The following is a 23,430-nucleotide window of genomic DNA, read 5'->3' on the forward strand; positions in this document are numbered from 1 at the left end:
GCCGGGCCATAGTCCGCCCCATGTTAGATGCGGATGTGATCATCGCGGGTGGCGCGCTCACCGGGGCTTCGCTGGCGCTGGCCTTGGCCAAGGGCGGCGCAAGGGTTGTGGTGGTGGACAGGATGCCTGCCGGGGCGCAGGTGTCGCCCGATTTTGACGGGCGGTCCTATGCGCTGGCGTTGGCCTCGCAGCGGCTGCTTCGGGCGCTGGGCATCTGGGAGGCGGTGGCCGAGAAGGCGCAACCGATCCTGCATGTGAAAACCGGCGATGGGCGGCCCGGCGAGGGCGTGTTGGGCGGTTTGCTGCACCTCGATCACGGCGAGATCGACGAGGGGCCGATGGGCTTCATGCTGGAAGACCGGCACCTGCGGCCCACGTTGATGGCGGCCTTGGCGGAGGCCGAGGGCGTGACGGTGCTGGCGGGCGAGGAGATCGTGGCGCAGGAGGTGCAGCCGGGGCATGTGGCGGTGACGCTGGCCTCGGGCCGGGTGCTGAAGGCGGCGCTGCTGGCGGGCGCCGACGGGCGCGGCTCGCCCACCGCGCGGCGGGCCGGGATTGCGCGGCGCGACAGTGATTATGGCCAGACCGCGCTGACCTGCGCGGTGGCCCACGAGCGGCCTCATGGCGGGGTGGCGCATCAGTTCTTCATGCCCTCCGGGCCGCTGGCGATCCTGCCGCTGCCGGGGGATCGGAGCTCGATTGTCTGGTCGGAACGGCGGGACCGGGCCGAGGAGCTGGCGAAGGCCGATGACGAGGCGTTTCTGGAGGCGCTGAGGCCGGTGTTTGGTGACTTTCTCGGTGAGATCCGGCTGGAGGGGGTGCGCTTTGCCTATCCGCTGGGACTGACCGTGGCCGAGCGGATCGTGGCGGAGCGGGTGGCGCTGGTGGGCGATGCTGCGCAGGGGATTCACCCGATTGCGGGGCAGGGCCTGAACCAGGGGCTGCGGGATGTGGCCACGCTGGCGGAAGTGGTGACAGAGGCGCGGCGGCGCGGCGAGGATTGCGGCTCGGCGCTGGTGCTGGAGCGGCACCGCGCCTGGCGCAGCTTTGACCGGGCGGCGCTGACGCTGGCGACGGATGGCTTCAACCGTTTGTTCTCGAATGACAACCCGCTGCTGCGGGCGGCGCGGGACTTGGGCGTTTCTGCCGTGGCGGCGGTGCCCGAGTTGCGCCAGCGGTTCATGCGCGAGGCGGCGGGGCTGACCGGAGATTTGCCGCGGTTGTTGCAGGGGAAGGCGCTCTAGGCGCGATGCGCCATGAATGCGCACCCTTCGGCGAAACCGGCGCTTTCCAGTCAGGTAAGATGACCACGGCACCATAAAGTGCCATGCGCAACCGTTGCATGCGCCACCCCACGGGACGGCGCTGCCCGGCTCACTCTTCCAGCTTGCGGGCCTCGTCCACCAGCATGATCGGGATGCCGTCGCGGATCGGGAAGGCGAGCCTTGCCCGCTCGGAAATAAGCTCGCCGGCCTCTGGATCGTAGCGCAGCACGCCCTGTGTTTCTGGGCAGACCAGCGCCTCCAGCACATGGCGTTCCACGCCGGAATGGGCCTTGATCTCAGCGCTCATTGCAGCCGCTCCTCGCCGTCTTCCCCGCTGCGCAGGGCAAACTCGATAAGGGTCACCAGCGTCTCGCGCCGGGTTTCCAGCGAGGGCGCCTCGAGCAGGGCCTGTTTGTCTTCGACCTCGAAGGGGCAGAGCATGGAGAGCGAGTTGATCAGCAGCTCGTCGTCGGCCTCCTCAAGGCTCTCCCAATCGGTCGAAAGCCCCTGCGCCTCGAAGTAGCGGCAGAGCTTGGGCATGAAGGATTTGCGGTCAAACCCCTTGTCATGCTCGGGTTTGCCAAGGTCACGGTCAAACCCTTTCCAGCAGGGTTTGACCTTGCGGTAGGGGGTGAAACCATCGAGCTCTTCCTGCAGCCGGAAGCGCGAGATGCCGGTGAGGGTCACCATGTAGCGGCCATCCTCGGTTTCGGAAAACCCGGTGAGGCGACCGGCACAGCCGATCTTCTGCAGACGCCCCGGTCCGCAGCCGCAGCCCTTGGGCCCCTCGCAGGGCTGGACCATGCCAATCAGCCGCCCCGGCGTTTTCAGCGCATCGTCGAGCATGGCCAGATAGCGCGGCTCGAAGATGTGCAGCGGCAGCCGGGCGCGCGGCAAGAGGAGGGCGCCGGGTAGGGGGAAGACCGGGAGTGTCTCGGGGAGATCTGCTGCGTGCATCATGGCCATCTAGGTAGGCCGACCGGTGCGTCAGGCAAATATCATCGACGAGAGTTTACGGCGGCCATTCAGCACCACCGGATCGCTCGGCTTGAGCGCATCGAAGATGGTGAAGAGCTGGGCCTTGGCGGCACCATCGTTCCACTCGCGATCGCGGCGGAAGAGCTCAAGCAGCTGGCCCACGGCCCCCTCGGCATCGCCCGAGGCATGCAGCGCGGTGGCAAGGTCGAAGCGGGCCTGATGGTTGGCCGGGTCGGCCTCCACGGCGGCGGTCAACTCGGCCAGCGGGCCGGCGCTTTCGGCCTGTTTCAGCAGGTCGAGCTGAGCCTTCGCGGCCTCCACCTCGGAAGCGCCAGACAGGGCTTCGGGGGCATTGGCGAGCATCGCCTCGGCCTGCTCCACCTGACCTGCGGCGATATAGGCGCGGATCAGGCCGCCGAAGGCGGTGGCGTTCTCGGGCTCCTCGCCCAGCACACCGGCAAAGACGTCGGCGGCATCGGCGGCGGCGCCTTCCTCAAGCATCTCTTCGGCGGCGGCGAGCGCCTCGGCCAGCCCGCCATCGCCCTCCGGCCCCATTGCGGCAATCTTGGCCACGAATTCCTTCAACTGGCTCTCGGGCAGCGCGCCCTGAAAGCCGTCGACCGGTTGGCCCTGCCAGAAGGCATATACGGTGGGGATGGACTGGATGCGAAGCTGCCCGGCGATGCCCTGATTCCGGTCAACATCGACCTTGGCCATCTTCACCCGGCCCTTCTGGGCCACAACGGCGGCTTCGAGCTGCGGGCCGAGGGTTTTGCACGGGCCGCACCAGGTGGCCCAGAAATCCACGATCACCGGCACTTCCTGCGAGGCCTCGATGACCTCTTTCATGAAGTCGGCTTCGTTCACGTCCTTGATCAGGTCGCCTGCGGGGGCGGCATCCGTGCCTTGGCCGAGTTCAAGCATCTCAAGTCTCCATCATCTGTTGGCAGGGTAGATGGAGCACTCAGCCCTTGTTTGCAAGGGCACCGGGGAGTGGAAGGCAGCCTGTCAGCCCGGCGGGCAGCACCAGCAGGGCCCCGGCGCGATAGAGCCGGGCGGCAAAACCGGGCGTGTCTGACTTGAGCGTGAGGCTCACCGCGTTCTGGCTGAGAATCGCGGCATCGGGCGGCAGCGCGGCGATGAAGCCCTGCGACGGCAGCATCACCACGGCGGCGGGGGCGGCATCGGAAAAGCGCATGACGGCGGCCATGACGGCGACCCATGCGGCGAGCAGCAGCGGTGCCCAGAGGGCGATGCGCTTAATAATCGTGGACATGCTCCACCATAGCGCCGTTTTCGCGCAGGAAGGCGGCGAGTTCGGGCACCTTCATCAGCATCAGCGAGCGGGTGTCGCCATAGCCCTGCCGCGCCTTGGCGTAGAGCGCGCCGGGGAGGGGTGCGTCGGCCACGGCTGTGAGCATGATGTCGTCATTCCCGGCGATCTCGATGAACTCGACGCCGCGCGTGGCCATCTCCTTCATCAACTCGGTCAGCTCGCGGTAGCGCGGGGTTTCGAGCACGAGGCCCTCGGGGCGGGTCTCGATGATCTCGACGCCCTCCAGCCCTTCGACATCGGCAGGCTCAGCCTGTAACACCATCCGCAGCCGCAGCGCATCGGCGCCAACGCCGGCCACTGCCGCCTCGATCGCCTTGGCGTAGCTCGACTTGGCGGAAAACTCGATGCCCAGCGCCAGCCGCCGCTCGTTGTCGCGCGGCGTGCCCTCGGTGGCAGCCGCCTGCTCGGCGATGTCGCGCAGGAAGTCCCACTTGTACCACGGGGTCTGCTGAAGAAATTCCGCATAGTCCCGCGCCTGCCGGGCGGAAAGATCATCCAGCGCCGAATGGTCTGGCCCGCGCCGCCATGAATAGAACCGCCCGATGGTCTCTTCATAGGCGGCCTTCAGCATCAGCTCGGCGGTGAAGCTGACGCCGATCACATAGATCGTCTGCTTGGTGGTCCAGTCGAAGCCGCCGTGGGGCGGGGAAGCCTCGGAGAGCGCGCAGAGCGAACCCCAGAAGCCGCCAACGGCCTTGAGGTAGCCAAAGTCATGAGGGTCATCCGTGGTGATGACCTGCGCGTAATCGTCATAGGCATGAACGATGTGCCACTCCGGGTAGGTCATCAGCGTGCGGCCCTCGGCGCGGTGCCACTCGGGGCGCAGAATCGGCTCGTAGCCGCTCGCCACCGCATCGCCGCCGCGGCAGGCAACCTCGACATAGCCCACGGGCGCCAGCAGGGCGGCGATCAGCAGGACCGTCACCACCAGCAGCCGTTTGACCCATTTCCAGAGCCAGCGGATCATTTGCGATCCAGCACCAGCCCGGCGAAGAGGGCAAAGCCGCCGAGGCCGATGTGGGGCAGGTTGGCGAGGATCTTGAAGCCGAAGGGCAGATCGAGCACGCCGTTGGTGAAGATGCCCATGTCGAGGTAGCCAGAGCCGAAGGCCAGCCCCATCGCACCATCGGCAAGGTAGAGCGCGCCGAAGATCAGCAGGAAGAGCTTGCTCGCCCGATGCGAGGTGAGCGCAGCGCCCAGCGCCCAGAGGGCGGAGACGAGGTGCAGGGCGTCATCGAAGATATCCAGCTCGAAGATGCCGAAGGCGAGGCCGGTGCTGTCGGTGATGCCGGGGATGTAGTTGAGCGCGGCGGCCCCGAGCAGGGCGATGAAATAGCCAAAGGCGATAAGGCGAAGAATGGTCATATGAGGCCCAGGTAACTGTCCCAAAGGTTGTTCCGGAGCAGCAGCCCCGGGTCGATCTCGCGTTTGCGGGCAGCAAATTCCTGCGCCCTCGGATAGGCCACCGCAAGCTGGTCGAGCGTGGCGTGGGGCCGGTAGGGCAGGTAGTAGGCGCCGCCGATGGCGTTGATGCCCTCGATCAGGCTGCGGGTCATGCGGGCCATATCGGCCTCGCCGCGGGCGGTCATCTCTTGGCTGAAGCTCATCACGGCGGCGATCCGGGGCACGCGGGCGTAGGAGAGCCAGCTTGTTGCGTCGGTGTCCACGAACCGCAGGGTGACGTTCAGGAACTCTTGATAGCTGGCCGGGATCACATCGCGGCAGACTTGCAGGAAATCGGAGAACCGGTCGAAGGGCACGAAATACTCGTGCAGGATATCGGTGCGGGCCTCGTCGCCATCGTCCAACGTGACGACCGGCTCGTTCATCAGCGCATTGCGATTGGCGGGGCCTGAAAGCATCGGGGCAAAGCTGGCCTCCGTCCACCAGCGAAAGCGCTTCATCCGCTCGTTGCCAAGCTGCCAGCGGTAGAGCCTTGCGGCGGCCTTGGAGGTGAAGCCGGAGGTATATTCGGCGGGCGGGATCTCGGTGCTTTCGGGGTCTTGCGCATAGGTGATGAGCAGCGCCTCGGAAAGGAACTCGGCGCGGCCCACGTTGAGGCGGCCATAAGCCATGGGGATATCGGGCGTGTCGATGGCGGTGCGGAAGGCGGGGGCGAAGGCCTCGGCCTCCATCCGCCGGAAGGTCGGGACGAGCCGCTGGTTGGGCACCATGTCCACCACCATCTCGGTGATCAGGCCGACGAGGCCATAGCCGCCCATCGCCATGGCGAAGAGCTCGGCGTTTTCGGTTCGGCTCGCCGTGACCAGCTCGCCATCGGGCAGCACCATCTGCACCTCGCGCACGGTGGAGCCCATCGGGCCGTAGGGCACCGGCCAGCCGTGGGCGTTGACCGAGAAGGTGGCGGCAAGGCCGAAATCGGAGTTGGATTGCATCACGGCAGGGCCGAAGCCCTGCGGGTCGAGCGCGGCGATCACCTCGTACCAGCGGGCACCGGCATGGGCGCGGTAGGTGCTGGCCGCCGTGTCGAGCTCTACGAAGGGATTTCGGTAGCTAATCGCCGTGCCCTCGCGCGGGATCGCCTGCCCGCCCATCGAGTGCCGCGCCGCGCCAAGGTTCACCGGACGGCCCTCGGCCTGCGCCTCCTTCAGCTCGGCCCGGAGCGCGGCCACCAGTTGCTCGCCCGGATCGTCGGTGAGGATCACATGCTTGGCGACCGGGGTTTCGCTGAGGCCGGAGGCGTCATTGAGGGTGTTCACCCGGCCTTCGGGCGTGATCGAGCGGGTGCCTGCCAGCACCGGCACATCGCTCTTCAGCCACTTCGCGCCCGCCACCCCTGCGGCGGCCCCTGCGCCAAATACCACGGCCCTGCGGCCCAACTTGCCCATCACACGCCCTCGCTTTTGCCGCATCCTGCCAATGGACGCCGCCCCGGAAAACGGGAAATCTGCGCAGGCGGCAAAGCGAGGAGGAAACCGTGGCACAAAGGATTCTCTGTTTCGGCGACAGCAACACCTACGGCACGCCCCCGATGGAGGCGCGCGGACCGGGGCAGCGCTTTGGCCGCGAGGTGCGCTGGCCCTGCGTGATGGCCGAAGCGCTGGGCGATGTGGAGCTGGTCGAGGAGGGGCTGCCGGGGCGGACGACCCAGCATGACGACTCGCTGATGGGCGCTTTCATGAATGCCCAGCCCGCGCTGCGGATGGCGCTGCGCAGCCATGCCCCGCTCGACAGGATGGTGCTGATGCTCGGCACCAATGACTTCAAGGCGCGGTTTGGGCCCACGACAGGGAAGATCGCCGCTGGGATCGCCGGGCTTTTGGACATCGCCGCCAGCGCCGAGGAGGCGCCGCGCTCGCCGGACATGCAGATCACCCTCGTTGCGCCGCCTGCGCCGATCGAGGCCGGACTGTTCCGCGCCGAGTTTGCCGGGGCAGGGGCGCATGGGGCGGGGCTGGCCCCGGCGCTGCGGGCGCTGGCCGAGGTGCGGGGGATCGGGTTTTTCGATGCCGGGTCGGTGATTTCGGTCAGCCCGGTGGATGGCATCCACATCGCGGCGGAGGATCACGTGGCGCTGGGCCGGGCGTTGGCGGCGCATTTGAGCGCGGGTTAGAGCCTAACTGCTGGCCCGCCGGGCGAGGGTGAAGCCCATGTCGATGCGGGTTTCTTCCAGCACCTCGCCTGCGGTGGCGGCGAGGGTCAGGGCGGCGGCCTTGCGCCCGATGGCGTGGCCGTCGATCCGCACGGTGGTGAGGCCAAGCGCCGAGGCGCCGACCTCTGGCACATCACCAAAGCCGGTGATGGCGAGCCGCCCCGGCACCGCGATGCCGCGCCGCCCTGCCTCGCAAAAGGCGCCGATGGCCAGCGCGTCGGAGACGCAGACAATGGCATCGGTATCGGGCCAGCGCTCCATGACCTGTGCCAGCCCTTCGGCGCCATACTCCGGCCCGGTCGCCTCGGCGCGGGGCGGCAGGCGCAGGATGCGGGGGGCGTTGTCGGGCAATAGATCGGCGAGCGCCTCCGTGTAGCCCTCGGCGCGCATGTGGGCGCGGGTGTCATGCGGGCGGTCGGTGGTGAGAAAGGCGATGGCGCGGCGGCCAGTCTCTGCCAGATGCGCGGTCACCGCATGGGCGGCGGCCCGGTTGGAGAAGCCGACGGCGGCATAGATCGGGCTTTCGGGCAGCTCCCAAAGCTCCAGCACCGGCAGGCCCGCGCGGGTGAGCAGCGCCCGGGTTTCAGGCGTGTGCTCGGAGCTGGTGAGAATCAGCGCATCGGGGCGGCGGCCCATGAGGGCAGAGACAAGCTCGGCCTCGGTCTCCGGTTCGTATTGGGTGGTGCCCAGCAGCAGCTGCAGCCCGCCCTCCGCCAGCCCCTCGGAGAGGCCGCGAATGGTGGAGGCGAAGGTCGGCTGATCGAGGCTGGAGACGAGCGCCCCCACCACCCGGCTGCGCTGCGACGAGAGCGCGCCCGCCGTGTCATCGCGCACGTAGCCCAGTTCGGCCACGGCGGCGGCAACCTTCTCGCGGGTGGCGGGTGAGACCTTTTCGGGCGTCGAGAGCGCCCGGCTGACGGTGATCTTGCCCACCCCCGCCGCGCGCGCCACGTCGCCCATGGTGACCCATCTCTTTTGCATTGGCACTCCGCTGTTGACGGTTTCGGGATAGCGATGGTATCGGTACCACGCAAGGTATGGTATCGATACCATCACCAAGGGATCGAGTCGCTGACGGGAGGAAACGCGCGATGCTGACGAAAGAGCAGAAAGAGTTCTACGAAGAGAACGGCTACCTGATGGTCGAGGATGTGGTGGACCCGGAACAGCTGGCGAAGCTGCAGGAGATCACCGCCGAGATGATCGACGCCTCCCGCGACCTGACCGAGAGCGATGCGCGCTACGATCTCGACAAGGGCCATACCGCAGAGAACCCGCGCCTGACCCGGATCAAGCTGCCGCACCTGCAGAACCCCTATTACTGGGAGATCCTCACCAAGAGCCGGGTGACCGAGGTGCTGAACGACCTGCTTGGGCCGGACACGATCATCAACACCTCGAAGCTCAACACCAAGGCACCCGGCGGCGGTGCGGCGGTGGAGTGGCATCAGGACTGGGCTTTCTACCCGCACACCAATGACGACCTGCTCGCCTTCGGGCTGATGCTGGCCGATGTCGATGAGGCCAACGGCCCGCTGATGGTGATCCCCGGCTCGCACAAGGGGCCGGTGTTGAGCCACCATGTGAACGGGGTCTTTGCCGGGGCGGTTTCGCCCGAAGATCCGGATTTCGACATGGACAAGGCGGTCACGCTCACCGGTAAGGCGGGCAGCATGACTGTGCATCACGTGCGCACCCTGCACGGCTCCGCGCCCAACATGAGCGACCGCAACCGGCTGATCCTGTTCTACGAGCTGGCAAGGGCCGATGCCTGGCCGATCCTCGGGGCATCAAGCTACATCCACAGCCTCGGTCAGCGGAAGTTCTGGGAAGATATCCAGGGCCGTGTGGTCACGGGTGCACCGGTGCTGGAGCCCCGGCTGGAGAGCGTGCCGGTGCGGATGCCCCTGCCGCCCGCGCCCGACAACACCTCGATCTTCAAGACCCAGGCCACGGCGGGGCAGAAGAGCGCTTTTGCGGTGATGTGAGGGGGTCCAATTCCTACGGCTGAGCCTTGCCCCCGCACGGAATCAAGCCAAAGGCGCCGTGCAGCGCCGTCCCGTCCCGCCCCGGGGCGGCGCTTCGGAGAGGGTAGCACTCACCTCTAAGGTAAGATGACCAACGCACTATAAAGTACCACGAACAGCCCTTGCATGCGCCACCCCGCAGGACGGCTCGGAACGCCTCACCGCGACAAGCGCAAGATCATGTAGCGGTTGAAGTGGCAAAACGCTTCCGCCGTCCGCTTCTGCTCGTTCAGTCGCTCGTTCAGCCGGAACAGCCGCCGCTCGCTCACCATACGCTTGATCGCAAAAGCCAGCGTCCAGCGGGTCTTGGGGCGCTTCAGCTTCAACTCCTCATCCACCCGGCTCACCGCATGGCCGATCACGTTGAACAGCCCCTGCTCGAGGTCGATCGAGGGGGCCACGGCCTCGGTGATATCCTCTTCGGCCTCAACCGTCAGATCCATCGCCGCGACCGTCTTGCGCATCGCCGCAAGGCGGTGGCCGCCGCCCACGGTCTGGCTGCGCTTCACCCCCTCGTAATGCTCCGACCGGAAGCAATCGGCGATCAGCACCTGCCCGCTCGGCTTGAGCAGGCCAAAGGCCTCCTTCAGCGCCAGCTCATGCGGAATGTACTGAAAGCTCTCGGAGAACAGGCAGAGGTCAAATCCGCCCGCGCCGCTGAACTCCTCGAAGAAGCACTGATGCACCCGCGCCTCCGGCGCGTTCTGGCGGCAGCGGGAGGCGAGGAAGGGCGAGGGCACGACGATCTCGACCTCATGGCCAAGCGCGATCAGCTTGCGCGCGGTCTCCCCGGCGCCGCCGCCAATGTCGAGAATTCGCAGCGGCCCCTCGGGGAGGTAGGAAAACAGCTTGTCGGTATAGGCCGCCTGCGCCGCGCCAAGGTTCTCGGCGGTGCAAGCCAGCCCGTCCCACAGCCCGTAATGCAGGTTCTCGGCCCCGGTGAGCCATTTCATGAAGGAAAGCCCCACGTCGAGGCCGATGGCGCGGGTATCGACTTTCTGTCCCATGCATTCCGTCTAGCCGAGCCGGGATGTGCGGAAAAGCACGATCAGCGCATCTCGGTCGGGCAGCTCCCGCCTTTGTGGCAGGTCAGCACCCGGCGCAGCTCGGCGCTGGTGGGCTTGGGGTAGATCTTGGAGGAGCAGGGATCGGAGAAGACGGTCAGCCCGCCGCCCTTGGTTTCTTCGACGGCCATCAACATCTGATCCGATCCGGGCCAGCCACCGCACCACGAGGCAAAGCACTCCAGCGTCACCGTCACCGGCGCATCGATCGGGGTCGAGAAGCCGCCCTTGCCGAGCTGCATCCCCTGCAACCGGGCCTTCACATGCACCGGCTTGGGGTTGAGCCGGTCGCTGCCGGTCTGGCGGCGCTTGCGGATGGTTTCCTGTGCGGTCAGCGTACCGTGGACGATGCGGAACCGCCCCTCGCTGTCGCGCGCCTGAGTGTAAAGCTGCACCGGGTCCGGCCGCAGGCAGGAGAGCGCATTGGCGGGCAATGCGGGGGCCAGCGCGGCGGTGAGCGCCACGGCGGCGGCGGAAATGGAGGCGAGGGGCTTCATGTGAGATACTCCCTGAATTCGGCCACCACGGCCTCGTAGACGGCCCGCTTGAATGGCACGATGTTGGCAACGAGCTCCGAGCCGGGCAGCCAGCACCACTCGGAGAACTCCGGGTGCTCGGTGGCAAGGTTCACCTCGCTGTCGTCGCCGAGAAAACGCATCAACACCCAATGCTGTTCCTGCCCGCGATACTTGCCCTTCCAGACCTTGCCGAGCAGCTCCGGCGGCAGGTCATAGCGCACCGGCTCGGCGGTTTCGGTGAGGATCTCCACCCGGTTTGCGGCGATCCCGGTCTCCTCCTCCAGCTCCCGCAAGGCGGCGGTGCGGTGATCTTCCCCCTCGTCGAGCCCGCCCTGAGGCATCTGCCAGGCGGGCGTTTCGCTGTCGATCCGCTGGCCGACGAAGACCTCGCCCGCAGCGTTGAGAAGCATCACGCCCACGCAGGGGCGATAGGGAAGCGAGTCGGGGTTGGGTGCGGTCTGTGCCATGCCGGGAGTTAGAGCGAGGCGAGGCGGTTATTCAATAGCGGGGTAGCCGTGGCTGTGCCTCAGTCTTACTTGAAGCCTTCGGGCCGAAAGCGGACCATTGCCTCTGGACCACGCGGGTCGAGGTCATAGAGAGTTTGCCGGGCGGCCAGATAAGCCCGCCACGTCTTATTTACATGCCCGGAGATTTTGAAATCGTGCTCCTGTTTCATCTCTGTCGAGAGCAGCGCGACCAGCATTCCCCGCCCATTCTGGCTGTGGCTTTGAATTACACTGCGAACCTTGCGGTCCAGATCCGTCGGCCCAGCTTGGGCGTCACAAGGAGCGGTGCCCGGTATTTTCTGGAACTGCGTGCAAGAAGCTTGAAACGCCTTTGATGCATGCGCTCCCCCAATCCCCGTGACAACGCACCCGTGCGCGCGGAGACGGCGGGCGATCTGGGAGAAGTCGCCATCGGAAGTGGCGATGACAAAACGGGTGAAGCCTCGGGTTAGTGCGAGTTCAAGAGCGTCCAGAGCGAGCGCGATATCGACCGAGTTTGCCCCTTGATCCCGGCGGATGGTTTCCAGCGCGGGACGCCCTGACCATCTCTCGGCGTGCGTGGTGTCGGCATAGACACGCGCCACATGCGCATCCGGCGCGGCGGCCAACAGGGCGTTGGCGTGGGCGGCGCTGATGTTGTCCCCGTCAATCAACAGGGCGGTGCAGGGCGGGGCGTGTGGCGACTCGTTACTCATGCGGGCAGCATACACCGGCAGTTGGGCGTGGGTATGGCGCACAGCAGCAACAAAAAGGGCGGCCCGGAGGCCGCCCTTTTCATAACCTAAAACCGCTGCTTACTCGGCGGGCTCCAGTGCGTGGAGGCCTTTCAGGAGGTCGATGGCGTAGGCGAGTTGGTAGTCCTCGTCGCGGAGTTCGGCGGCGGCTTCGGCGGCGGCGCGTTCCTCTTCGATCTGGCGGATCTCGTCTTCGCTCAGGCTGTCGTTGCTGATCGCGCCGCGCAGGTCCGCTTCGGAGCGGCGACGGGCGGCGGCGGAGGCCTCTTCATCCTCCTCCGGCTCGGCGTTGGGGTTCACCGTGGGCTGCTGCACGACGATGTCGGGCGACACGCCCAGCGCCTGAATCGAGCGGCCCGAGGGCGTGTAGTAGCGCGCGGTGGTCAGGCGCATCGCGCCGTCACCCTTGAGCGGCATTACGGTCTGGACCGAGCCCTTGCCGAAGCTCTTGGTGCCCACCACGATGGCGCGGCGATGATCCTGCAGCGCACCCGCCACGATCTCGGAGGCCGACGCGGAGCCGCCATTGATCAGCAGCACGATCGGCTTGCCCTCGGCGAGGTCGCCCGCGGTGGCATTGTAACGGTCGCCATCGGCGGCCTGACGGCCCCGGGTGCTCACGATCTCGCCCTTCTCGAGGAAGGCATCCGACACCTTGATCGCCTGCGTCAGCAGGCCGCCGGGGTTGTTGCGCAGATCGAGCACGATGCCGTTGATCGCATCCATGCCGCCGGCCTCTTCAACGGCTTTGGCGAGGCCCTCTTCGAGGTTGGGGAAGGTCTGGTCGTTGAAGGTGGTGATCCGCAGCACGACCGAGTCGCCCTCGGTCCGGGTGCGCACGGCGGTCAGCTTGATGGTGTCGCGCACGATGGTCACGTCGAAGGGCTCATCGACACCTTCGCGGACCACTGTGATGATGATCTCGCTGCCGACCGGGCCGCGCATCAGCTCGACCGCATCATCCAGCGTGAGGCCGAGCACCGACTCGCCATCAACATGGGTGATGAAATCGCCAGCCTCGATACCGGCCTCGTCGGCGGGGGTGTCATCGATCGGGGAGACGACCTTCACGAAGCCCTCTTCCTGCGTGACCTCGATGCCGAGGCCGCCGAACTCGCCGCGGGTCTGCACGCGCATGTCGGCGGCATCATCGGGCGAGAGGTAGGAGGAGTGCGGGTCGAGCGAGGTGAGCATGCCGTTGATGGCCGCTTCGATCAGCTCTTTCTCGTCCACTTCCTCGACATACTGGGCGCGGATCCGCTCGAAGATGTCGCCGAAGAGATCGAGCTGCTCGTAGATCGAGGCGTTTCGGTCGGTCTCCTGCGCGATCAGCGGGCCGGCGATCTGGGTGCTCAGCAGCACCCCTGCCAGCGTGCCGCCCAGAGCGGCCATCGTGAACTTCTTCATGCCATCATCCATCCTTTGTCGCGGCGAACCATTCGGTCGGGTCCACCGGGGTCTCGCCCTGTCTGAGCTCCATATAAAGCGTTTCGCTGCGCTCCGCACCAGCCTCCGGTGGCTGACCTTCGGCAAATTCTCCGGCCTCGCCCTCCGTCACCCGCCCGCCCATCAGGCCGAGCGGCGCGCCAGCGGTCACGATCTGGCCTGGCTCACCATAGACAGTTTCGAGCCCGGCGAGCACCAACAGAGTGTCGGGCGCGGGCTCAAGGATCATCACGTTTCCGTAGTCGAGCAGCGGGCCGGTGTAGCGGATGGTGGCGGTGGCGGGGGCGGTAAGCAGGGTGCCGGGGTAGAGCGCAAGTAGCAGGCCGGGGCGGGCAATGCCGGCGGCGTCCGGCTCCTCGAAGCGGCGGATAAGCGTGGCCGGGCCGGGCAGGGGCAGGCTGCCCTTCTGCGCTTCGAAGCTGGCGTTCTCGGGGGCGGTCTGCCCCTCGATCCGGCTGAGGCCGGAGGCGAAGGCGGCGAGCGTATCGGAGGTTTCGAGCAGCTGGCGCAGGCGGGCCGGGTCCTCGACATAGCGGCGCGGCAGATCGGTGCGCTCATCGATCGCGCGGGTCAGGGCCAGCCGTGCCTGCTGGGCGCCATGCAGCCCCTCGGCCAGCGTGTCGCGCGCGCTTTCCTGCAGCACACGGAGCAGGGCGATTTCCTCGACCTGCGCCCTAAGCGCCGCCGCCTCGGCCTGAAGGCCGGGGGTGACCGCGCCAAGTGTCATCGCGGCGCGGGCGGTGCCCGCGGGGCCGGAGGGGTGCAGCAGCAGGAGCGGCGCGGGCGAGCGCTCCATGGTGGAGAGCACGCCGAGCAGGCGGCTGACCTCGCTTTCGCGGGCCTCCAGCATGGCGCGCAGCACGCCCTCGCGGATCGCGGCCTGCCGCAGCCCGGTGCGCAGGGCGGTCAGCCCGGTCTCATAGGCGCGCACGGTCTGGGTCAGCGCCTCGACCCGGTCGGCCCGGGTCTCGGCTTCTTCCAGCGCTGCCGCGGCCCGGGTCAGCAGCGAGGCGGCCTCTACGGCAATATCGGCCGGGTCGGCCTGCTGGGCAGTGGCCGGGGCGCCAAGGAGCAGGGCAAGCAAGGCGGCGCGGATCATGCAAGCAGGCTCTTGCCGGTCATCTCATCGGGCTGGGGCAGCCCCATGAGGGCAAGCACCGTGGGCGCAAGGTCGGCGAGCCGCCCTTCGCGCACCTTTGCCCCCTCGTGCGCACCGTAGATTACCACCGGCACCGGGTTGAGCGTGTGAGCCGTGTGCGGCCCGCCGGTTTCGGGGTCGATCATCATGTCGCAGTTGCCGTGGTCGGCGGTAACGATGATCGCGCCGCCCGCCTGTTCCAGCGCGTCCAGTGCCTTGCCCAGCCCGGTATCGACCGCCTCGCAGGCGGCCACGGCAGCGGGGATAACCCCGGTATGGCCTACCATGTCGGGGTTGGCGAAGTTCACGACGATGAAGTCATAGCCCTTCTCGATCGCTGCCACGAGCCGCTCGGAGACCTCGGGCGCGCTCATCTCGGGCTGCATGTCATAGGTCGCCACATCGGGGCTTTTGGGCATGTAGCGGTCTTCGCCCGCCTCCGGCTCTTCCTTGCCGCCGTTCAGGAAGAAGGTGACATGCGGGTATTTCTCGGTTTCCGCGATGTGGAACTGCGTCAGCCCCTGCTTGGCCACCCATGCCCCCAGCGTGTTGACGATATCGCGCGGCGGGAAGCAGGTGGTCATATAGGCGTTGTGGCCCTCGGAATACTCCACCATCCCCAGCAGCGCGGCCAGCTCGGGGCGGGTGCCGGCATCGAATTCGCTGAACCCCGGCTCGCCGATGGCTCGCAGGATCTCGCGCGCCCGGTCAGCGCGGAAGTTGAGGAAGAAGAGACCATCGCCGTCCTTCATGCCTTCGTAACCCGCCAGCACGGTGGGGAGGATGAACTCGTCGGTCTTGTCGGCGGCATAGGAGGCCTCGACCGCGCCCACCGCGCTCTCGCCCGCCTCGCCCTTGCCATGCACGATGGCGGCGTAGGCCTTGGCGACCCGGTCCCAGCGGTTGTCGCGATCCATCGCGTAGTAGCGGCCCGAAACCGTCACGAACTTTGCGCCTTTGGGCAGGTTCTTCTCGGTTTCACCGATGTAGGTGTCGGCGGATTTGGGCGCTACGTCGCGGCCATCGGTCAGCGCGTGGATCGCCACCGGCACGCCAGCGGCGGTGATCGCGCGGGCAGCGGCGATCATGTGGCTCTGGTGGCTGTGGACCCCGCCGGGAGAGACGAGCCCCGCGAGGTGGGCGGTGCCGCCGGACTTTCTCAGCGCGGCGATGAAGGCGCCCAGCCCCTCGTTCTCGGCAAAGCTGCCGTCCTCGATGGCAAGGTCGATCTGGCCGAGGTCCATCGCCACCACGCGGCCCGCGCCGATGTTGGTATGGCCGACCTCCGAGTTGCCCATCTGGCCCGTCGGCAGGCCCACATCAGGGCCGAAGGTGGTGAGGGTGGCATGGGGGCAGGTGGCGAGGAGCCTGTCCATCGTCGGGGTGTGCGCCAGTGCAGGGGCATCGCCGGGCCCGCCATCACCCATGCCCCAGCCATCGAGAATGCAGAGGACAACGGGCTTGGGCATGGGGCGGCTCCTTCACGGGTTCGCTGGCCTTTTACCCCAGAGCGCAGGCGGGGGAAACGGCAGAGCGGCGCGCCACGCCGAAACCGGCCTGCGGCCCCCGGCGCGCGTGGAATTGAGCTGCTACCCGCGTGGCCACATGGGTGCTATCACTCGGACCATGAAGCGTATTTTCAGGATTGTTGCGGCGCTTGCCGTTCTGGCCGTGGGGCTGGTGGGCTACACCGCCGCGATGGCCCGCGTCGGCTCCGGCACCGCGCCCGAGATGGCCGCCGAGAGTGAGCGGGCCGACGAGATCCGCGTCGACAAGTCAGAGCGGCGGCTCGAGCTGCGCCGCGCGGGCGAAGTGATCCACAGCTATGAGGTGAGCCTCGGCGCCGCGCCCGAGGGCCACAAGGCCCGCGAGGGGGATGAGCGCACGCCCACCGGCCGCTACGTGATCGACTGGCGCAACCCGAATTCCATCGCCCACCTCAGTCTGCACATCTCCTACCCCAACGCCGAGGACCGCGCCCGCGCCGAGGCGGCGGGGCACAGCCCCGGCGGTGACATCATGATCCACGGCATCGCCAACGGCTGGGGCTGGCTCGGCGGGCTGCATCGCGCGTGGGATTGGACCAACGGCTGCATCGCCGTGACCGATGCCGAGATGCGCGAGATCTGGTCACTGGTGCCCGATGGCACCCCCATCACCATCAGCGAGTAATCCCGTGGGCCGTTTCATCAAGTTCCTCCTGAAGCTTGCCGCCGTTCTGGTGGTGGTCGTCATCCTCGCCCTGCTTGCGCTGCGCGGCATGGCCGCCCTGCGCGAAACCCAAACCGAAGCGCCCCGCTGGGGCAGCATGGTGCAAACCGCGATGGGCGAGGTCTACGTGATAGACTACGGCCCCAAGGAGGCGACCCCGGTGCTGCTGGTGCACGGCTCCGTCGGCTGGTCGGCCTTCTGGGATGAAACCATCGTTGCGCTGGAGAGCGCAGGCTACCGCGCCATCGCCTTCGACATGCCCCCGATGGGCTGGTCGGAGCGGGATGCGGAGGGCGATTACAACCGCGTGCGGCAGGGCCAGCGGGTGCTGGCGCTGACCGAGGCGCTGGGCGTGGCGCCCGTGCTGGTGGCGCACAGCTTCGGCGCAGGCGCGGCGGCCGAGGCGGTGATGGCCGATCAGGCGGCTTTCGCCGGGTTCATCGTGGTCGATGGCGCGATCGGGCTGGATGCGGAGGCCAAGGCGCTGCCTCTGCCGCTCCGTGCGCCCGCGCTCCGGCAACTGGCCGTGTCGGCCACCATCACCAACCCTTGGGCAATGCAGCCGATGATCAAGGCTTTCCTTCACAAGAAGGACCGGGCCGCGCCCTATGTGGACACACTGAACGCCCCGATGAAGCGCGAGGGCACCACCCTTGCCATGGCCGACTGGCTGCCCACCCTGCTCGCCCGGCCCAAGGGGGCCGCCAGTGTGACCGAGGAGGGTTGGCGCGGCCTCACCCTGCCCGTGGGCGTGCTCTGGGGTGTGGAAGATACCGCCACCCCGCTGGCGCAGGGCGAACGGCTGGTCTCGCTGGTCGAAGGGTCGCGGCTCTGGCCGCTGGAAGGGCTGGGCCACATTCCGCAGATCGAAGATCCGGGGGCCTTCATAGCAGCGCTGAAAGAGGCGCTGTCCTGGGTCGAGGGGTCGAGGGGGCGAGGTAAAGCGGGAAAGTTCCGCGCTACTCCATGAAGCCCAAGGAGGGATCGGCGCAGATTGTTGCTACGTCAACCCGGCCTCCTACGCCGCGCAGGTGCCGGTACCATGCCACCATATCCGGCAAAGCCTCGCCATAGGCGGCGATGGCGGCATCCAGCGCCTCGCGGTCGTCCCAGAACATTCTCAAACCCATGTCGGCCCGGAACTCCTCGATCCCGCCGTCCTCCGGCGTCTGGAAGATGTTGCCGATCATGGCCGGAAGCTTGGCGGCGCTCCGCAGCTTGTCGCCCTCCTCCCGCTGCGCGTCTGTCAGGTCGGCCTTGAAGGGCGCGGCGCGGCGGGCGGCGAAATCATAGTCCAGCATGGTGCGGAACCCGCCCAGCACCCGGATGAACCGCGCCTCGCCCGCGGTCGGCTCCGCCTTGGCCAGCAGCGGTGCAAGCGCGCGCACCTCGCAGCCGCCCATCTGCGCGATCGACTGCTCGAAGACGACGGGGATGGAGGCAATGGTCAGCGCGTCCTCGGCCGAGACGGCATAAAATTCCATCGGCGTGCCTGCCGAGGTCAGGGTGAAGCCGGTTTCGGTCGGCGCAAAGCCCGCCTGCTGCAACAGGCTGATCACAAAGGCGGTGTAAATCCGGTCCTGCGGGATCTCGAGGTACTTCATCGTCGAAGGCTCGATCGCCGCGCTCTCGTCGATCTCGATGTTTTCCAGCACCAGCTTGCCGCCGTCCACTCGTGCGGTGGCCGTGGCCGCCTGCACGGTGCTCTCGCAGATGCCTGTCGTGTCGCAGGCCTCGAAGTCCAGCGGCAGCGGATGCACGAAATGCAGCTCCATCGCCTCGCCCTCGAAGGCCAGCCGCACCGACCGTGGCAGCACGTGATCGGGCCAGATCGCGCTGCCCAGCATGAAGCTGCCCTGCGGTGGCGGATCGGCCCTGAGCGGCAGGGCGGCAAGCAGGAGGGTGGCGGCGAGGAGTTGTTTCATGGCGGCGAGATTGGCGTGACAGGAGGAAGGGCACAAGGGGTGGAAACCCCGACGCCGCCGGGCTATCCCGGCCCCGAACCCAAGAGGCGGGCCAAGGAGGCGGGCATGGCATTTTCACTGGCAACATGGAATATCAACTCGGTGCGGCTGCGCGCCGATCTCGTGGCCCGGCTGATGCGCGAGGAAACGCCCGATGTGCTCTGCCTGCAGGAGTGCAAGAGCCCGGTCGACAAGATCCCGGTCGAGATCTTCGAAGCGCTCGGCTACACCCACATGGTCGCCCGCGGGCAGAAGGGCTACAACGGCGTCGCAATCCTCTCGAAGCTGCCGATGGAAGAGGCCGGGGCGGCGGATTATGCCAAGCTGGGCCACGCCCGCCATATCGCCGGAAAGCTCGAGAACGGCGTGACCATCCACAACTTCTATGTCCCTGCCGGCGGCGATGTGCCCGACCGCGAGGTGAACGAGAAATTCGGCCAGAAGCTCGACTACCTCACCGAGATGCGCGACGCCTTCCACGCCGACGCGCCGCAAAAGAGTATCCTCGTCGGCGACCTCAACATCGCGCCGCGCGAAGATGATGTGTGGGACCACAAGAAACTGCTGAAGATCGTCAGCCACACGCCCGTAGAGGTGGAGGCGCTGGGCGAGACACAGGACGCGGGCAAATGGGTGGATATCACCCGCAAGGACATCCCAGAAGGGCTGCTCTACAGCTGGTGGTCTTACCGCGCGAAGGATTGGGACGCCGCCGACAAGGGCCGGCGGCTGGACCATATCTGGGCCACCCCCGATATCGCCAATGCAGGCCACTCCAGCCGCATCCTGCGCCCGGTGCGCGGCTGGGAGAAGCCCTCTGACCACGCGCCGGTGTTCGCCGAATTCGACCTCTAGGCCCGGTTGAGCCGTTCCGCGGTGGGGGTTTCACACCCCCACACCCACGAGTCCTGAGTAGGGGTTTCACACCCCCACACCCCCGTGGAGATATTTGAACCAAGATGAAGGGCGGGTGCGGGCAATTTTAATTAAATTGTCCCGGTCTCAAGGGCGCGCGATTTTCTCGCGGTCAGTCGCGGCGGATGACGCCGGTGAGGGCGGCGGCGGCCAGCGCCGTGACGATCCAGCCGATGCCCTTGGCGAGCCAGCGCAGCCCCCAGCCGAGGCGCCCCAGCGGGGAGCGCGAGGTTGAGGGGGCCCATGCGTCTTCCTGCCCGAAGTTCACCAGCGGAATCACCAGATCGGCGGCATAGGCGAGGGAGGAAAAGGTCTCCCAGTCCTGCCCGGCCTGCCCCGGCTGGCTCCAGAAGGCGCCGGGGCCCTCGGGGTGGCTCTCGGTCGCGGCGATCCAGGGCTGTGAGGTGAGGATCGGCGCGGCATTCGGCGTCATGTCGCCCGCGTTCCACGTGGCCTGATAGAAGGCGGCCAGCCCGGCGATGAGCACCACGGCAAAGGCCACCGAGCGGCCAGGGCGGTAGCCGTAGCCCACGGTGAAGCGCAGCACCATGTCGGAGAGCCACATCATCAGCCAGCGCGGCCCGTAGCCCGAGGTTTCGGCCCGGAGCCTGCGGTTTTCGGCCCGCAGCAGCCGCTCCTTCACCATCAGCACCGTCTGGGCATCGCTGCGGTGGCCCATCCGGCCCAGCACATGGGCGAGTTGCTCGTAGGGCTGCGCGTTGAAGTTCAGCTCCTCGGGCCGCCGCGCCAGCCAGCTCAGGCGTTCGGTCGGTCGGGTGTCGGCGTGGCGCGAGAAGTCAGAATAGCGGAAGCCGTCGAGACGCAGCGGATAGCTCGCGCCCTGCCCGGAGGGCTCGTCCTTGAACCGCGCCACCTCGGCCCCGGCGAGGTTGACGACCCGGCCGATCTCGTTGTGCTGGAAATAGAGGATGCCGCCAACGCGGGCGCGGGCGAGCGAGACGGCGATATCGGAGCCGTGCTCCTCGGTGGCGCCAAAGGCCTCGTGCCCGAGCGGCTCTTCGGGCAGATCCACCGCGCAGTTGGTGATGAAGCAGTCATGGTCGATCCGGGCGGAGGAGAAGAACAGCATGCCGTGGCAGGTCAGCGTGGTTTCGCCCTCGGCGTAGGGGTAGTTGCCGAGAAAGGCCGAGCCTTCGACCCGGAGCGAGGGGGCGAAGACCGCATCCTGCCCGCCGCCATCGATGGTGACGCCGCAGAGTTGCAGATCGCCCCCGATCCGCGCCCCGGCCAGCCCGATTTCGCCCGCCACATGGCTCTCGCCCCGCAGGTAGACCGAGCCGCTGAAGCGGGCGTTGTCGGCGGTGATGGCCTTCACCCAGCAGCCCTGCAGGTGCAGCCCGCGCAGCGAGGCGTTCACGAGATTCATCTCGCCCTCGATCCGGCAGGCGGAGAGGGTGATATCCTGGCTGCAATCGGTGCCCTGCAAGTCCAGCGTGCCGGTGATCCGCGCCCCGCGCAGGCGCAGGCCCTTGGGGTTCAGCGGATGCTCATAGAGCCCAAGCAGCAACTCGCGCAGCAGGGCGGCGCGCACCGTTACATCCTCGCCCGCCTCCTCGCCGGGAAGAGCCCCCTCGCCCAGCGTCACCCGCTCCGGACCGGCGCAGGTGGTGAGCAGTTTCTCTTCCGCCGGGGTGAGCGGGGCAAAGGCGCTGAGCTCTGTCATCGGGCCGAAGGTGCCACCGGGCGGCGGGGGCGGCAAGCGCGGAGCGGCCCGCGCGGCGTGCAGCGGTGCGACAGAGGCGTTACGCAGTGTCATGAAACATTGAAGCAGGGCGTGGCCGGTGTTACCTTTGTGGCACGCCCGGCGCCGGGGCATTGCAGGCGCGCAGCCACGGAGGACCATCTCCTGTCTCACTCCTCGGAGGCCGCCGTCCAGCACACGGCAGGCAACGCGCCCCTCGCAGGGGCACACAGCAGCGACCAAGGCGGCACGGCCCTGCTCGCGCATATCCTCAAATCGCTTGAAGACGACAAGGCCGAGGAGATCGTGACGATCGACCTCGCCGGAAAGTCGACCATTGCCGATCACATGGTGATCTGCTCGGGCCGCTCCACCCGCCAGGTGGCTGCGATCTCCGAAAAGCTGGTGGACCGTCTCAAGCAGGACTTCGGCACGCAGTGCAAGGTCGAGGGCAAGGATGCGGGCGACTGGGTGCTGATCGACACGGGCGACGTGATCGTTCACGTGTTCCGCCCCGAGGTCCGCGACTTTTACCAGCTCGAGAAGATGTGGCAGCCGGTCACCGCGACCGCCTGACACCGCCTTGAAGCTGACCATTCTCGCCATCGGGCGGCTCCGCGCCAGCCCGGAGAAATCCCTGATTGATGATTATCTCGACCGCGCCGGAAAAACCGGTCGCGGTCTGGGGCTTGGCCCGGCCACTGTGGTGGAGCTGGAAGACAAGCGCGGCGGCGGAAAACCCGCCGAGGCCGAGCTGCTGCGCCGCGCCCTGCCCAGCGGGGCCGTGGTGGTGGCGATGGACGAGCGCGGCAAGGTGCTTTCGTCGCCCGGCTTTGCCGACCAGCTTGGCAAATGGCGCGATACCGGCCGCCCGGAGGTGGCCCTGATGATCGGCGGCGCCGACGGGCTGGACCCGGCGCTGGTGGCCGAGGCCGATTTTACCCTCAGTTTCGGCAAGATGGTCTGGCCGCATATGCTGGCCCGGGTGATGCTGGCCGAGCAGCTCTACCGCGCCACGGCGATCCTCGCAGGCACACCCTACCACCGCGTGTAGGCCGGGCCTCGCCCAGTTCGCTGCCCTTTGCGCGACCACTTCCATTAAAAAAGGCCCGGGCGTTAACCCGGGCCAGTCCAACAGGGAGGTGTGGCCAAGTACCCCGGCCACGGAGGGATGTTGTCAGGCGACCAGCCGATAGCCGCCGCTCTCGGTCACCAGAAGGCGCGCGTTGGAGGGATCGGGCTCGATCTTCTGGCGCAGGCGATAGATGTGGGTCTCCAGCGTGTGAGTTGTCACCCCCGCGTTGTAGCCCCAGACCTCGTGCAGCAGGATATCGCGCGGCACCACGCCCTCGCTCGCCCGGTAGAGGAACTTGAGGATGTTCGTCTCTTTCTCGGTGAGGCGAATCTTCTTCTCGGCGTCATCCACCAGCATCTTCATCGAAGGCTTGAAGGTATACGGCCCGAGCTGGAACACCGCGTCCTCGCTCTGCTCATGCTGGCGTAGCTGGGCACGGATGCGGGCCAGCAGAACCGGGAATTTGAACGGCTTGGTCACGTAATCATTCGCCCCGGCATCGAGGCCGAGGATGGTGTCGGCGTCGCTGTCCTGGCCGGTGAGCATCAGGATCGGGCATTTCACCCCCTGCTTGCGCATCAGCTTGCACAGCTCGCGGCCATCGGTATCGGGCAGCGCCACGTCGAGGATCACGAGATCATAGATCGCGTTTTTCGCTTTCTCCATCGCGCCGTGGCCGTCTCCGGCCTCGAACACGTCGAAGTCTTCAGTCATCACGAGCTGCTCGCTCAGCGCCTCGCGCAGGTCTTCATCGTCGTCGACGAGGAGTATTTTCTTCAGGTTGGCCATGGGGAGCCTCCTTTCTTCTGCTCTCTCGGATGTGTGAACGGGGCACGGGAGCGACAAGATTTGCTGCAAATCGCTCACGCAACCGTGTGCGGGAGGGCGGAAATGTTTCATATTCCTACGAAAACCCACTAGATGTGCTGCAAGTTCCG

26 protein-coding genes are annotated in these 23,430 nt (G+C 67.1%); 8 read left to right on the forward strand and 18 right to left on the reverse strand.

Annotated features, from left to right (window positions below; genetic code table 11):
• Positions 1-20: 20 nt before the first annotated feature.
• Positions 21-1,244 (forward strand): UbiH/UbiF/VisC/COQ6 family ubiquinone biosynthesis hydroxylase, encoded by a 1,224-nt coding sequence (locus tag ACUXVX_RS02555; RefSeq protein ID WP_446310241.1) that lies wholly within the window; start codon positions 21-23, stop codon positions 1,242-1,244.
• Positions 1,245-1,374: 130 nt separating this feature from the next.
• Here ACUXVX_RS02555 and ACUXVX_RS02560 read toward each other — a convergent pair whose 3' ends face one another.
• Genes ACUXVX_RS02560 through ACUXVX_RS02590 form a run of 7 tightly spaced genes read right to left on the reverse strand, consistent with a single transcriptional unit; the run spans position 1,375 to position 6,428 of the window.
• Complete coding sequence (locus ACUXVX_RS02560; RefSeq protein WP_222496059.1) at positions 1,375-1,572, reverse strand: Trm112 family protein; 198 nt, start codon at positions 1,570-1,572, stop codon at positions 1,375-1,377.
• Positions 1,569-2,225 carry an LON peptidase substrate-binding domain-containing protein gene (locus ACUXVX_RS02565; protein ID WP_222471221.1) on the reverse strand — a complete coding sequence of 219 codons (657 nt, stop codon included), beginning with the start codon at positions 2,223-2,225 and terminating at the stop codon, positions 1,569-1,571. Before ACUXVX_RS02565 ends, ACUXVX_RS02560 begins: the two co-directional genes overlap by 4 nt.
• A 27-nt stretch (positions 2,226-2,252) precedes the next feature.
• The gene (trxA, locus tag ACUXVX_RS02570; RefSeq protein WP_446310242.1) at positions 2,253-3,167 is read right to left on the reverse strand and encodes a thioredoxin; all 915 of its coding nucleotides are present in this window, start codon (positions 3,165-3,167) and stop codon (positions 2,253-2,255) included.
• Between the two features lie 40 nt (positions 3,168-3,207).
• A complete protein-coding gene (locus tag ACUXVX_RS02575; RefSeq protein ID WP_446310243.1) occupies positions 3,208-3,519 on the reverse strand; it encodes a hypothetical protein in 312 nt (103 codons plus the stop codon).
• Entirely contained in the window at positions 3,503-4,546 is a 1,044-nt protein-coding gene (locus tag ACUXVX_RS02580) for a hypothetical protein (protein ID WP_446310244.1), read from the reverse strand. The genes ACUXVX_RS02575 and ACUXVX_RS02580 overlap by 17 nt, the downstream gene beginning before the upstream one ends.
• Positions 4,543-4,944, reverse strand: coding sequence for a hypothetical protein (locus ACUXVX_RS02585; protein WP_222471218.1), 402 nt, complete (start codon positions 4,942-4,944; stop codon positions 4,543-4,545). Before ACUXVX_RS02585 ends, ACUXVX_RS02580 begins: the two co-directional genes overlap by 4 nt.
• Complete coding sequence (locus ACUXVX_RS02590; protein WP_446310245.1) at positions 4,941-6,428, reverse strand: FAD-binding oxidoreductase; 1,488 nt, start codon at positions 6,426-6,428, stop codon at positions 4,941-4,943. Before ACUXVX_RS02590 ends, ACUXVX_RS02585 begins: the two co-directional genes overlap by 4 nt.
• Positions 6,429-6,517: 89 nt before the next feature.
• Between ACUXVX_RS02590 and ACUXVX_RS02595 the strand changes: the two genes are divergently transcribed.
• Positions 6,518-7,153 (forward strand): GDSL-type esterase/lipase family protein, encoded by a 636-nt coding sequence (locus tag ACUXVX_RS02595; protein WP_446310246.1) that lies wholly within the window; start codon positions 6,518-6,520, stop codon positions 7,151-7,153.
• A gap of 3 nt (positions 7,154-7,156) precedes the next feature.
• On the opposite strand, the gene ACUXVX_RS02600 is transcribed toward ACUXVX_RS02595, so the two are convergent.
• Positions 7,157-8,173 (reverse strand): LacI family DNA-binding transcriptional regulator, encoded by a 1,017-nt coding sequence (locus ACUXVX_RS02600; protein WP_446310247.1) that lies wholly within the window; start codon positions 8,171-8,173, stop codon positions 7,157-7,159.
• A gap of 110 nt (positions 8,174-8,283) precedes the next feature.
• Here ACUXVX_RS02600 and ACUXVX_RS02605 point away from each other — a divergent pair, with 110 nt between their 5' ends.
• Positions 8,284-9,180: a phytanoyl-CoA dioxygenase family protein gene (locus ACUXVX_RS02605; RefSeq protein ID WP_446310248.1), complete on the forward strand. Its 897-nt coding sequence runs from the start codon at positions 8,284-8,286 to the stop codon at positions 9,178-9,180.
• Between the two features lie 197 nt (positions 9,181-9,377).
• Here ACUXVX_RS02605 and ACUXVX_RS02610 read toward each other — a convergent pair whose 3' ends face one another.
• From ACUXVX_RS02610 to gpmI, 7 genes are all read right to left on the reverse strand, one after another.
• Positions 9,378-10,226 (reverse strand): class I SAM-dependent methyltransferase, encoded by an 849-nt coding sequence (locus ACUXVX_RS02610; RefSeq protein ID WP_446310249.1) that lies wholly within the window; start codon positions 10,224-10,226, stop codon positions 9,378-9,380.
• 41 nt (positions 10,227-10,267) lie between these two features.
• Positions 10,268-10,780 (reverse strand): hypothetical protein, encoded by a 513-nt coding sequence (locus tag ACUXVX_RS02615; RefSeq protein WP_446310250.1) that lies wholly within the window; start codon positions 10,778-10,780, stop codon positions 10,268-10,270.
• Positions 10,777-11,268: an RNA pyrophosphohydrolase gene (locus ACUXVX_RS02620; RefSeq protein ID WP_446310251.1), complete on the reverse strand. Its 492-nt coding sequence runs from the start codon at positions 11,266-11,268 to the stop codon at positions 10,777-10,779. The genes ACUXVX_RS02615 and ACUXVX_RS02620 overlap by 4 nt, the downstream gene beginning before the upstream one ends.
• A 65-nt stretch (positions 11,269-11,333) precedes the next feature.
• Positions 11,334-12,002 carry an NYN domain-containing protein gene (locus ACUXVX_RS02625; protein ID WP_446310252.1) on the reverse strand — a complete coding sequence of 223 codons (669 nt, stop codon included), beginning with the start codon at positions 12,000-12,002 and terminating at the stop codon, positions 11,334-11,336.
• A 99-nt stretch (positions 12,003-12,101) separates the two neighbouring features.
• Positions 12,102-13,448: a S41 family peptidase gene (locus ACUXVX_RS02630; protein WP_222471210.1), complete on the reverse strand. Its 1,347-nt coding sequence runs from the start codon at positions 13,446-13,448 to the stop codon at positions 12,102-12,104.
• 4 nt (positions 13,449-13,452) lie between these two features.
• The gene (locus tag ACUXVX_RS02635; protein ID WP_446310253.1) at positions 13,453-14,586 is read right to left on the reverse strand and encodes a murein hydrolase activator EnvC family protein; all 1,134 of its coding nucleotides are present in this window, start codon (positions 14,584-14,586) and stop codon (positions 13,453-13,455) included.
• Positions 14,583-16,094 carry a 2,3-bisphosphoglycerate-independent phosphoglycerate mutase gene (gene gpmI / locus ACUXVX_RS02640; protein ID WP_446310254.1) on the reverse strand — a complete coding sequence of 504 codons (1,512 nt, stop codon included), beginning with the start codon at positions 16,092-16,094 and terminating at the stop codon, positions 14,583-14,585. Before gpmI ends, ACUXVX_RS02635 begins: the two co-directional genes overlap by 4 nt.
• A gap of 157 nt (positions 16,095-16,251) precedes the next feature.
• Here gpmI and ACUXVX_RS02645 point away from each other — a divergent pair, with 157 nt between their 5' ends.
• The gene (locus ACUXVX_RS02645; protein WP_446310255.1) at positions 16,252-16,797 is read left to right on the forward strand and encodes a L,D-transpeptidase family protein; all 546 of its coding nucleotides are present in this window, start codon (positions 16,252-16,254) and stop codon (positions 16,795-16,797) included.
• Between the two features lie 4 nt (positions 16,798-16,801).
• The gene (locus ACUXVX_RS02650) at positions 16,802-17,806 is read left to right on the forward strand and encodes an alpha/beta fold hydrolase (protein ID WP_446310256.1); all 1,005 of its coding nucleotides are present in this window, start codon (positions 16,802-16,804) and stop codon (positions 17,804-17,806) included.
• Here the strand turns inward: ACUXVX_RS02650 and ACUXVX_RS02655 are convergent.
• Positions 17,796-18,761 carry a hypothetical protein gene (locus tag ACUXVX_RS02655; protein WP_446310257.1) on the reverse strand — a complete coding sequence of 322 codons (966 nt, stop codon included), beginning with the start codon at positions 18,759-18,761 and terminating at the stop codon, positions 17,796-17,798. The two genes, ACUXVX_RS02650 and ACUXVX_RS02655, sit on opposite strands and share 11 nt — an antisense overlap.
• A 105-nt stretch (positions 18,762-18,866) precedes the next feature.
• Here ACUXVX_RS02655 and ACUXVX_RS02660 point away from each other — a divergent pair, with 105 nt between their 5' ends.
• Entirely contained in the window at positions 18,867-19,655 is a 789-nt protein-coding gene (locus ACUXVX_RS02660) for an exodeoxyribonuclease III (RefSeq protein WP_446310258.1), read from the forward strand.
• Positions 19,656-19,827: 172 nt separating this feature from the next.
• Here ACUXVX_RS02660 and ACUXVX_RS02665 read toward each other — a convergent pair whose 3' ends face one another.
• The gene (locus ACUXVX_RS02665) at positions 19,828-21,399 is read right to left on the reverse strand and encodes a hypothetical protein (protein ID WP_446310259.1); all 1,572 of its coding nucleotides are present in this window, start codon (positions 21,397-21,399) and stop codon (positions 19,828-19,830) included.
• 273 nt (positions 21,400-21,672) lie between these two features.
• Between ACUXVX_RS02665 and rsfS the strand changes: the two genes are divergently transcribed.
• Positions 21,673-21,993, forward strand: coding sequence for a ribosome silencing factor (rsfS, locus tag ACUXVX_RS02670; RefSeq protein ID WP_410000896.1), 321 nt, complete (start codon positions 21,673-21,675; stop codon positions 21,991-21,993).
• 7 nt (positions 21,994-22,000) lie between these two features.
• Positions 22,001-22,471: a 23S rRNA (pseudouridine(1915)-N(3))-methyltransferase RlmH gene (rlmH, locus tag ACUXVX_RS02675; protein ID WP_446310260.1), complete on the forward strand. Its 471-nt coding sequence runs from the start codon at positions 22,001-22,003 to the stop codon at positions 22,469-22,471.
• Between the two features lie 123 nt (positions 22,472-22,594).
• Here rlmH and ACUXVX_RS02680 read toward each other — a convergent pair whose 3' ends face one another.
• Positions 22,595-23,281 carry a response regulator transcription factor gene (locus ACUXVX_RS02680; protein ID WP_222471200.1) on the reverse strand — a complete coding sequence of 229 codons (687 nt, stop codon included), beginning with the start codon at positions 23,279-23,281 and terminating at the stop codon, positions 22,595-22,597.
• Positions 23,282-23,430: the final 149 nt, after the last annotated feature.

It is taken from the genome of Vannielia sp. SX4, from assembly GCF_052828525.1.

Coding starts and splice junctions, on each gene's coding strand:
- ACUXVX_RS02645 (WP_446310255.1), top strand. CDS start 16,252: ATGAAGCGTATTTTCAGGATTGTTGCGGCGCTTGCCGTTCTGGCCGTG.
- ACUXVX_RS02605 (WP_446310248.1), top strand. CDS start 8,284: ATGCTGACGAAAGAGCAGAAAGAGTTCTACGAAGAGAACGGCTACCTG.
- ACUXVX_RS02630 (WP_222471210.1), bottom strand. CDS start 13,448: ATGAAGAAGTTCACGATGGCCGCTCTGGGCGGCACGCTGGCAGGGGTG.
- ACUXVX_RS02660 (WP_446310258.1), top strand. CDS start 18,867: ATGGCATTTTCACTGGCAACATGGAATATCAACTCGGTGCGGCTGCGC.
- ACUXVX_RS02555 (WP_446310241.1), top strand. CDS start 21: ATGTTAGATGCGGATGTGATCATCGCGGGTGGCGCGCTCACCGGGGCT.
- ACUXVX_RS02615 (WP_446310250.1), bottom strand. CDS start 10,780: ATGAAGCCCCTCGCCTCCATTTCCGCCGCCGCCGTGGCGCTCACCGCC.
- trxA (WP_446310242.1), bottom strand. CDS start 3,167: ATGCTTGAACTCGGCCAAGGCACGGATGCCGCCCCCGCAGGCGACCTG.
- ACUXVX_RS02655 (WP_446310257.1), bottom strand. CDS start 18,761: ATGAAACAACTCCTCGCCGCCACCCTCCTGCTTGCCGCCCTGCCGCTC.
- ACUXVX_RS02560 (WP_222496059.1), bottom strand. CDS start 1,572: ATGAGCGCTGAGATCAAGGCCCATTCCGGCGTGGAACGCCATGTGCTG.
- ACUXVX_RS02575 (WP_446310243.1), bottom strand. CDS start 3,519: ATGTCCACGATTATTAAGCGCATCGCCCTCTGGGCACCGCTGCTGCTC.
- ACUXVX_RS02635 (WP_446310253.1), bottom strand. CDS start 14,586: ATGATCCGCGCCGCCTTGCTTGCCCTGCTCCTTGGCGCCCCGGCCACT.
- ACUXVX_RS02625 (WP_446310252.1), bottom strand. CDS start 12,002: ATGAGTAACGAGTCGCCACACGCCCCGCCCTGCACCGCCCTGTTGATT.
- ACUXVX_RS02610 (WP_446310249.1), bottom strand. CDS start 10,226: ATGGGACAGAAAGTCGATACCCGCGCCATCGGCCTCGACGTGGGGCTT.
- ACUXVX_RS02620 (WP_446310251.1), bottom strand. CDS start 11,268: ATGGCACAGACCGCACCCAACCCCGACTCGCTTCCCTATCGCCCCTGC.
- ACUXVX_RS02590 (WP_446310245.1), bottom strand. CDS start 6,428: ATGGGCAAGTTGGGCCGCAGGGCCGTGGTATTTGGCGCAGGGGCCGCC.
- ACUXVX_RS02585 (WP_222471218.1), bottom strand. CDS start 4,944: ATGACCATTCTTCGCCTTATCGCCTTTGGCTATTTCATCGCCCTGCTC.
- ACUXVX_RS02580 (WP_446310244.1), bottom strand. CDS start 4,546: ATGATCCGCTGGCTCTGGAAATGGGTCAAACGGCTGCTGGTGGTGACG.
- ACUXVX_RS02665 (WP_446310259.1), bottom strand. CDS start 21,399: ATGACAGAGCTCAGCGCCTTTGCCCCGCTCACCCCGGCGGAAGAGAAA.
- ACUXVX_RS02600 (WP_446310247.1), bottom strand. CDS start 8,173: ATGCAAAAGAGATGGGTCACCATGGGCGACGTGGCGCGCGCGGCGGGG.
- ACUXVX_RS02565 (WP_222471221.1), bottom strand. CDS start 2,225: ATGATGCACGCAGCAGATCTCCCCGAGACACTCCCGGTCTTCCCCCTA.
- ACUXVX_RS02680 (WP_222471200.1), bottom strand. CDS start 23,281: ATGGCCAACCTGAAGAAAATACTCCTCGTCGACGACGATGAAGACCTG.
- gpmI (WP_446310254.1), bottom strand. CDS start 16,094: ATGCCCAAGCCCGTTGTCCTCTGCATTCTCGATGGCTGGGGCATGGGT.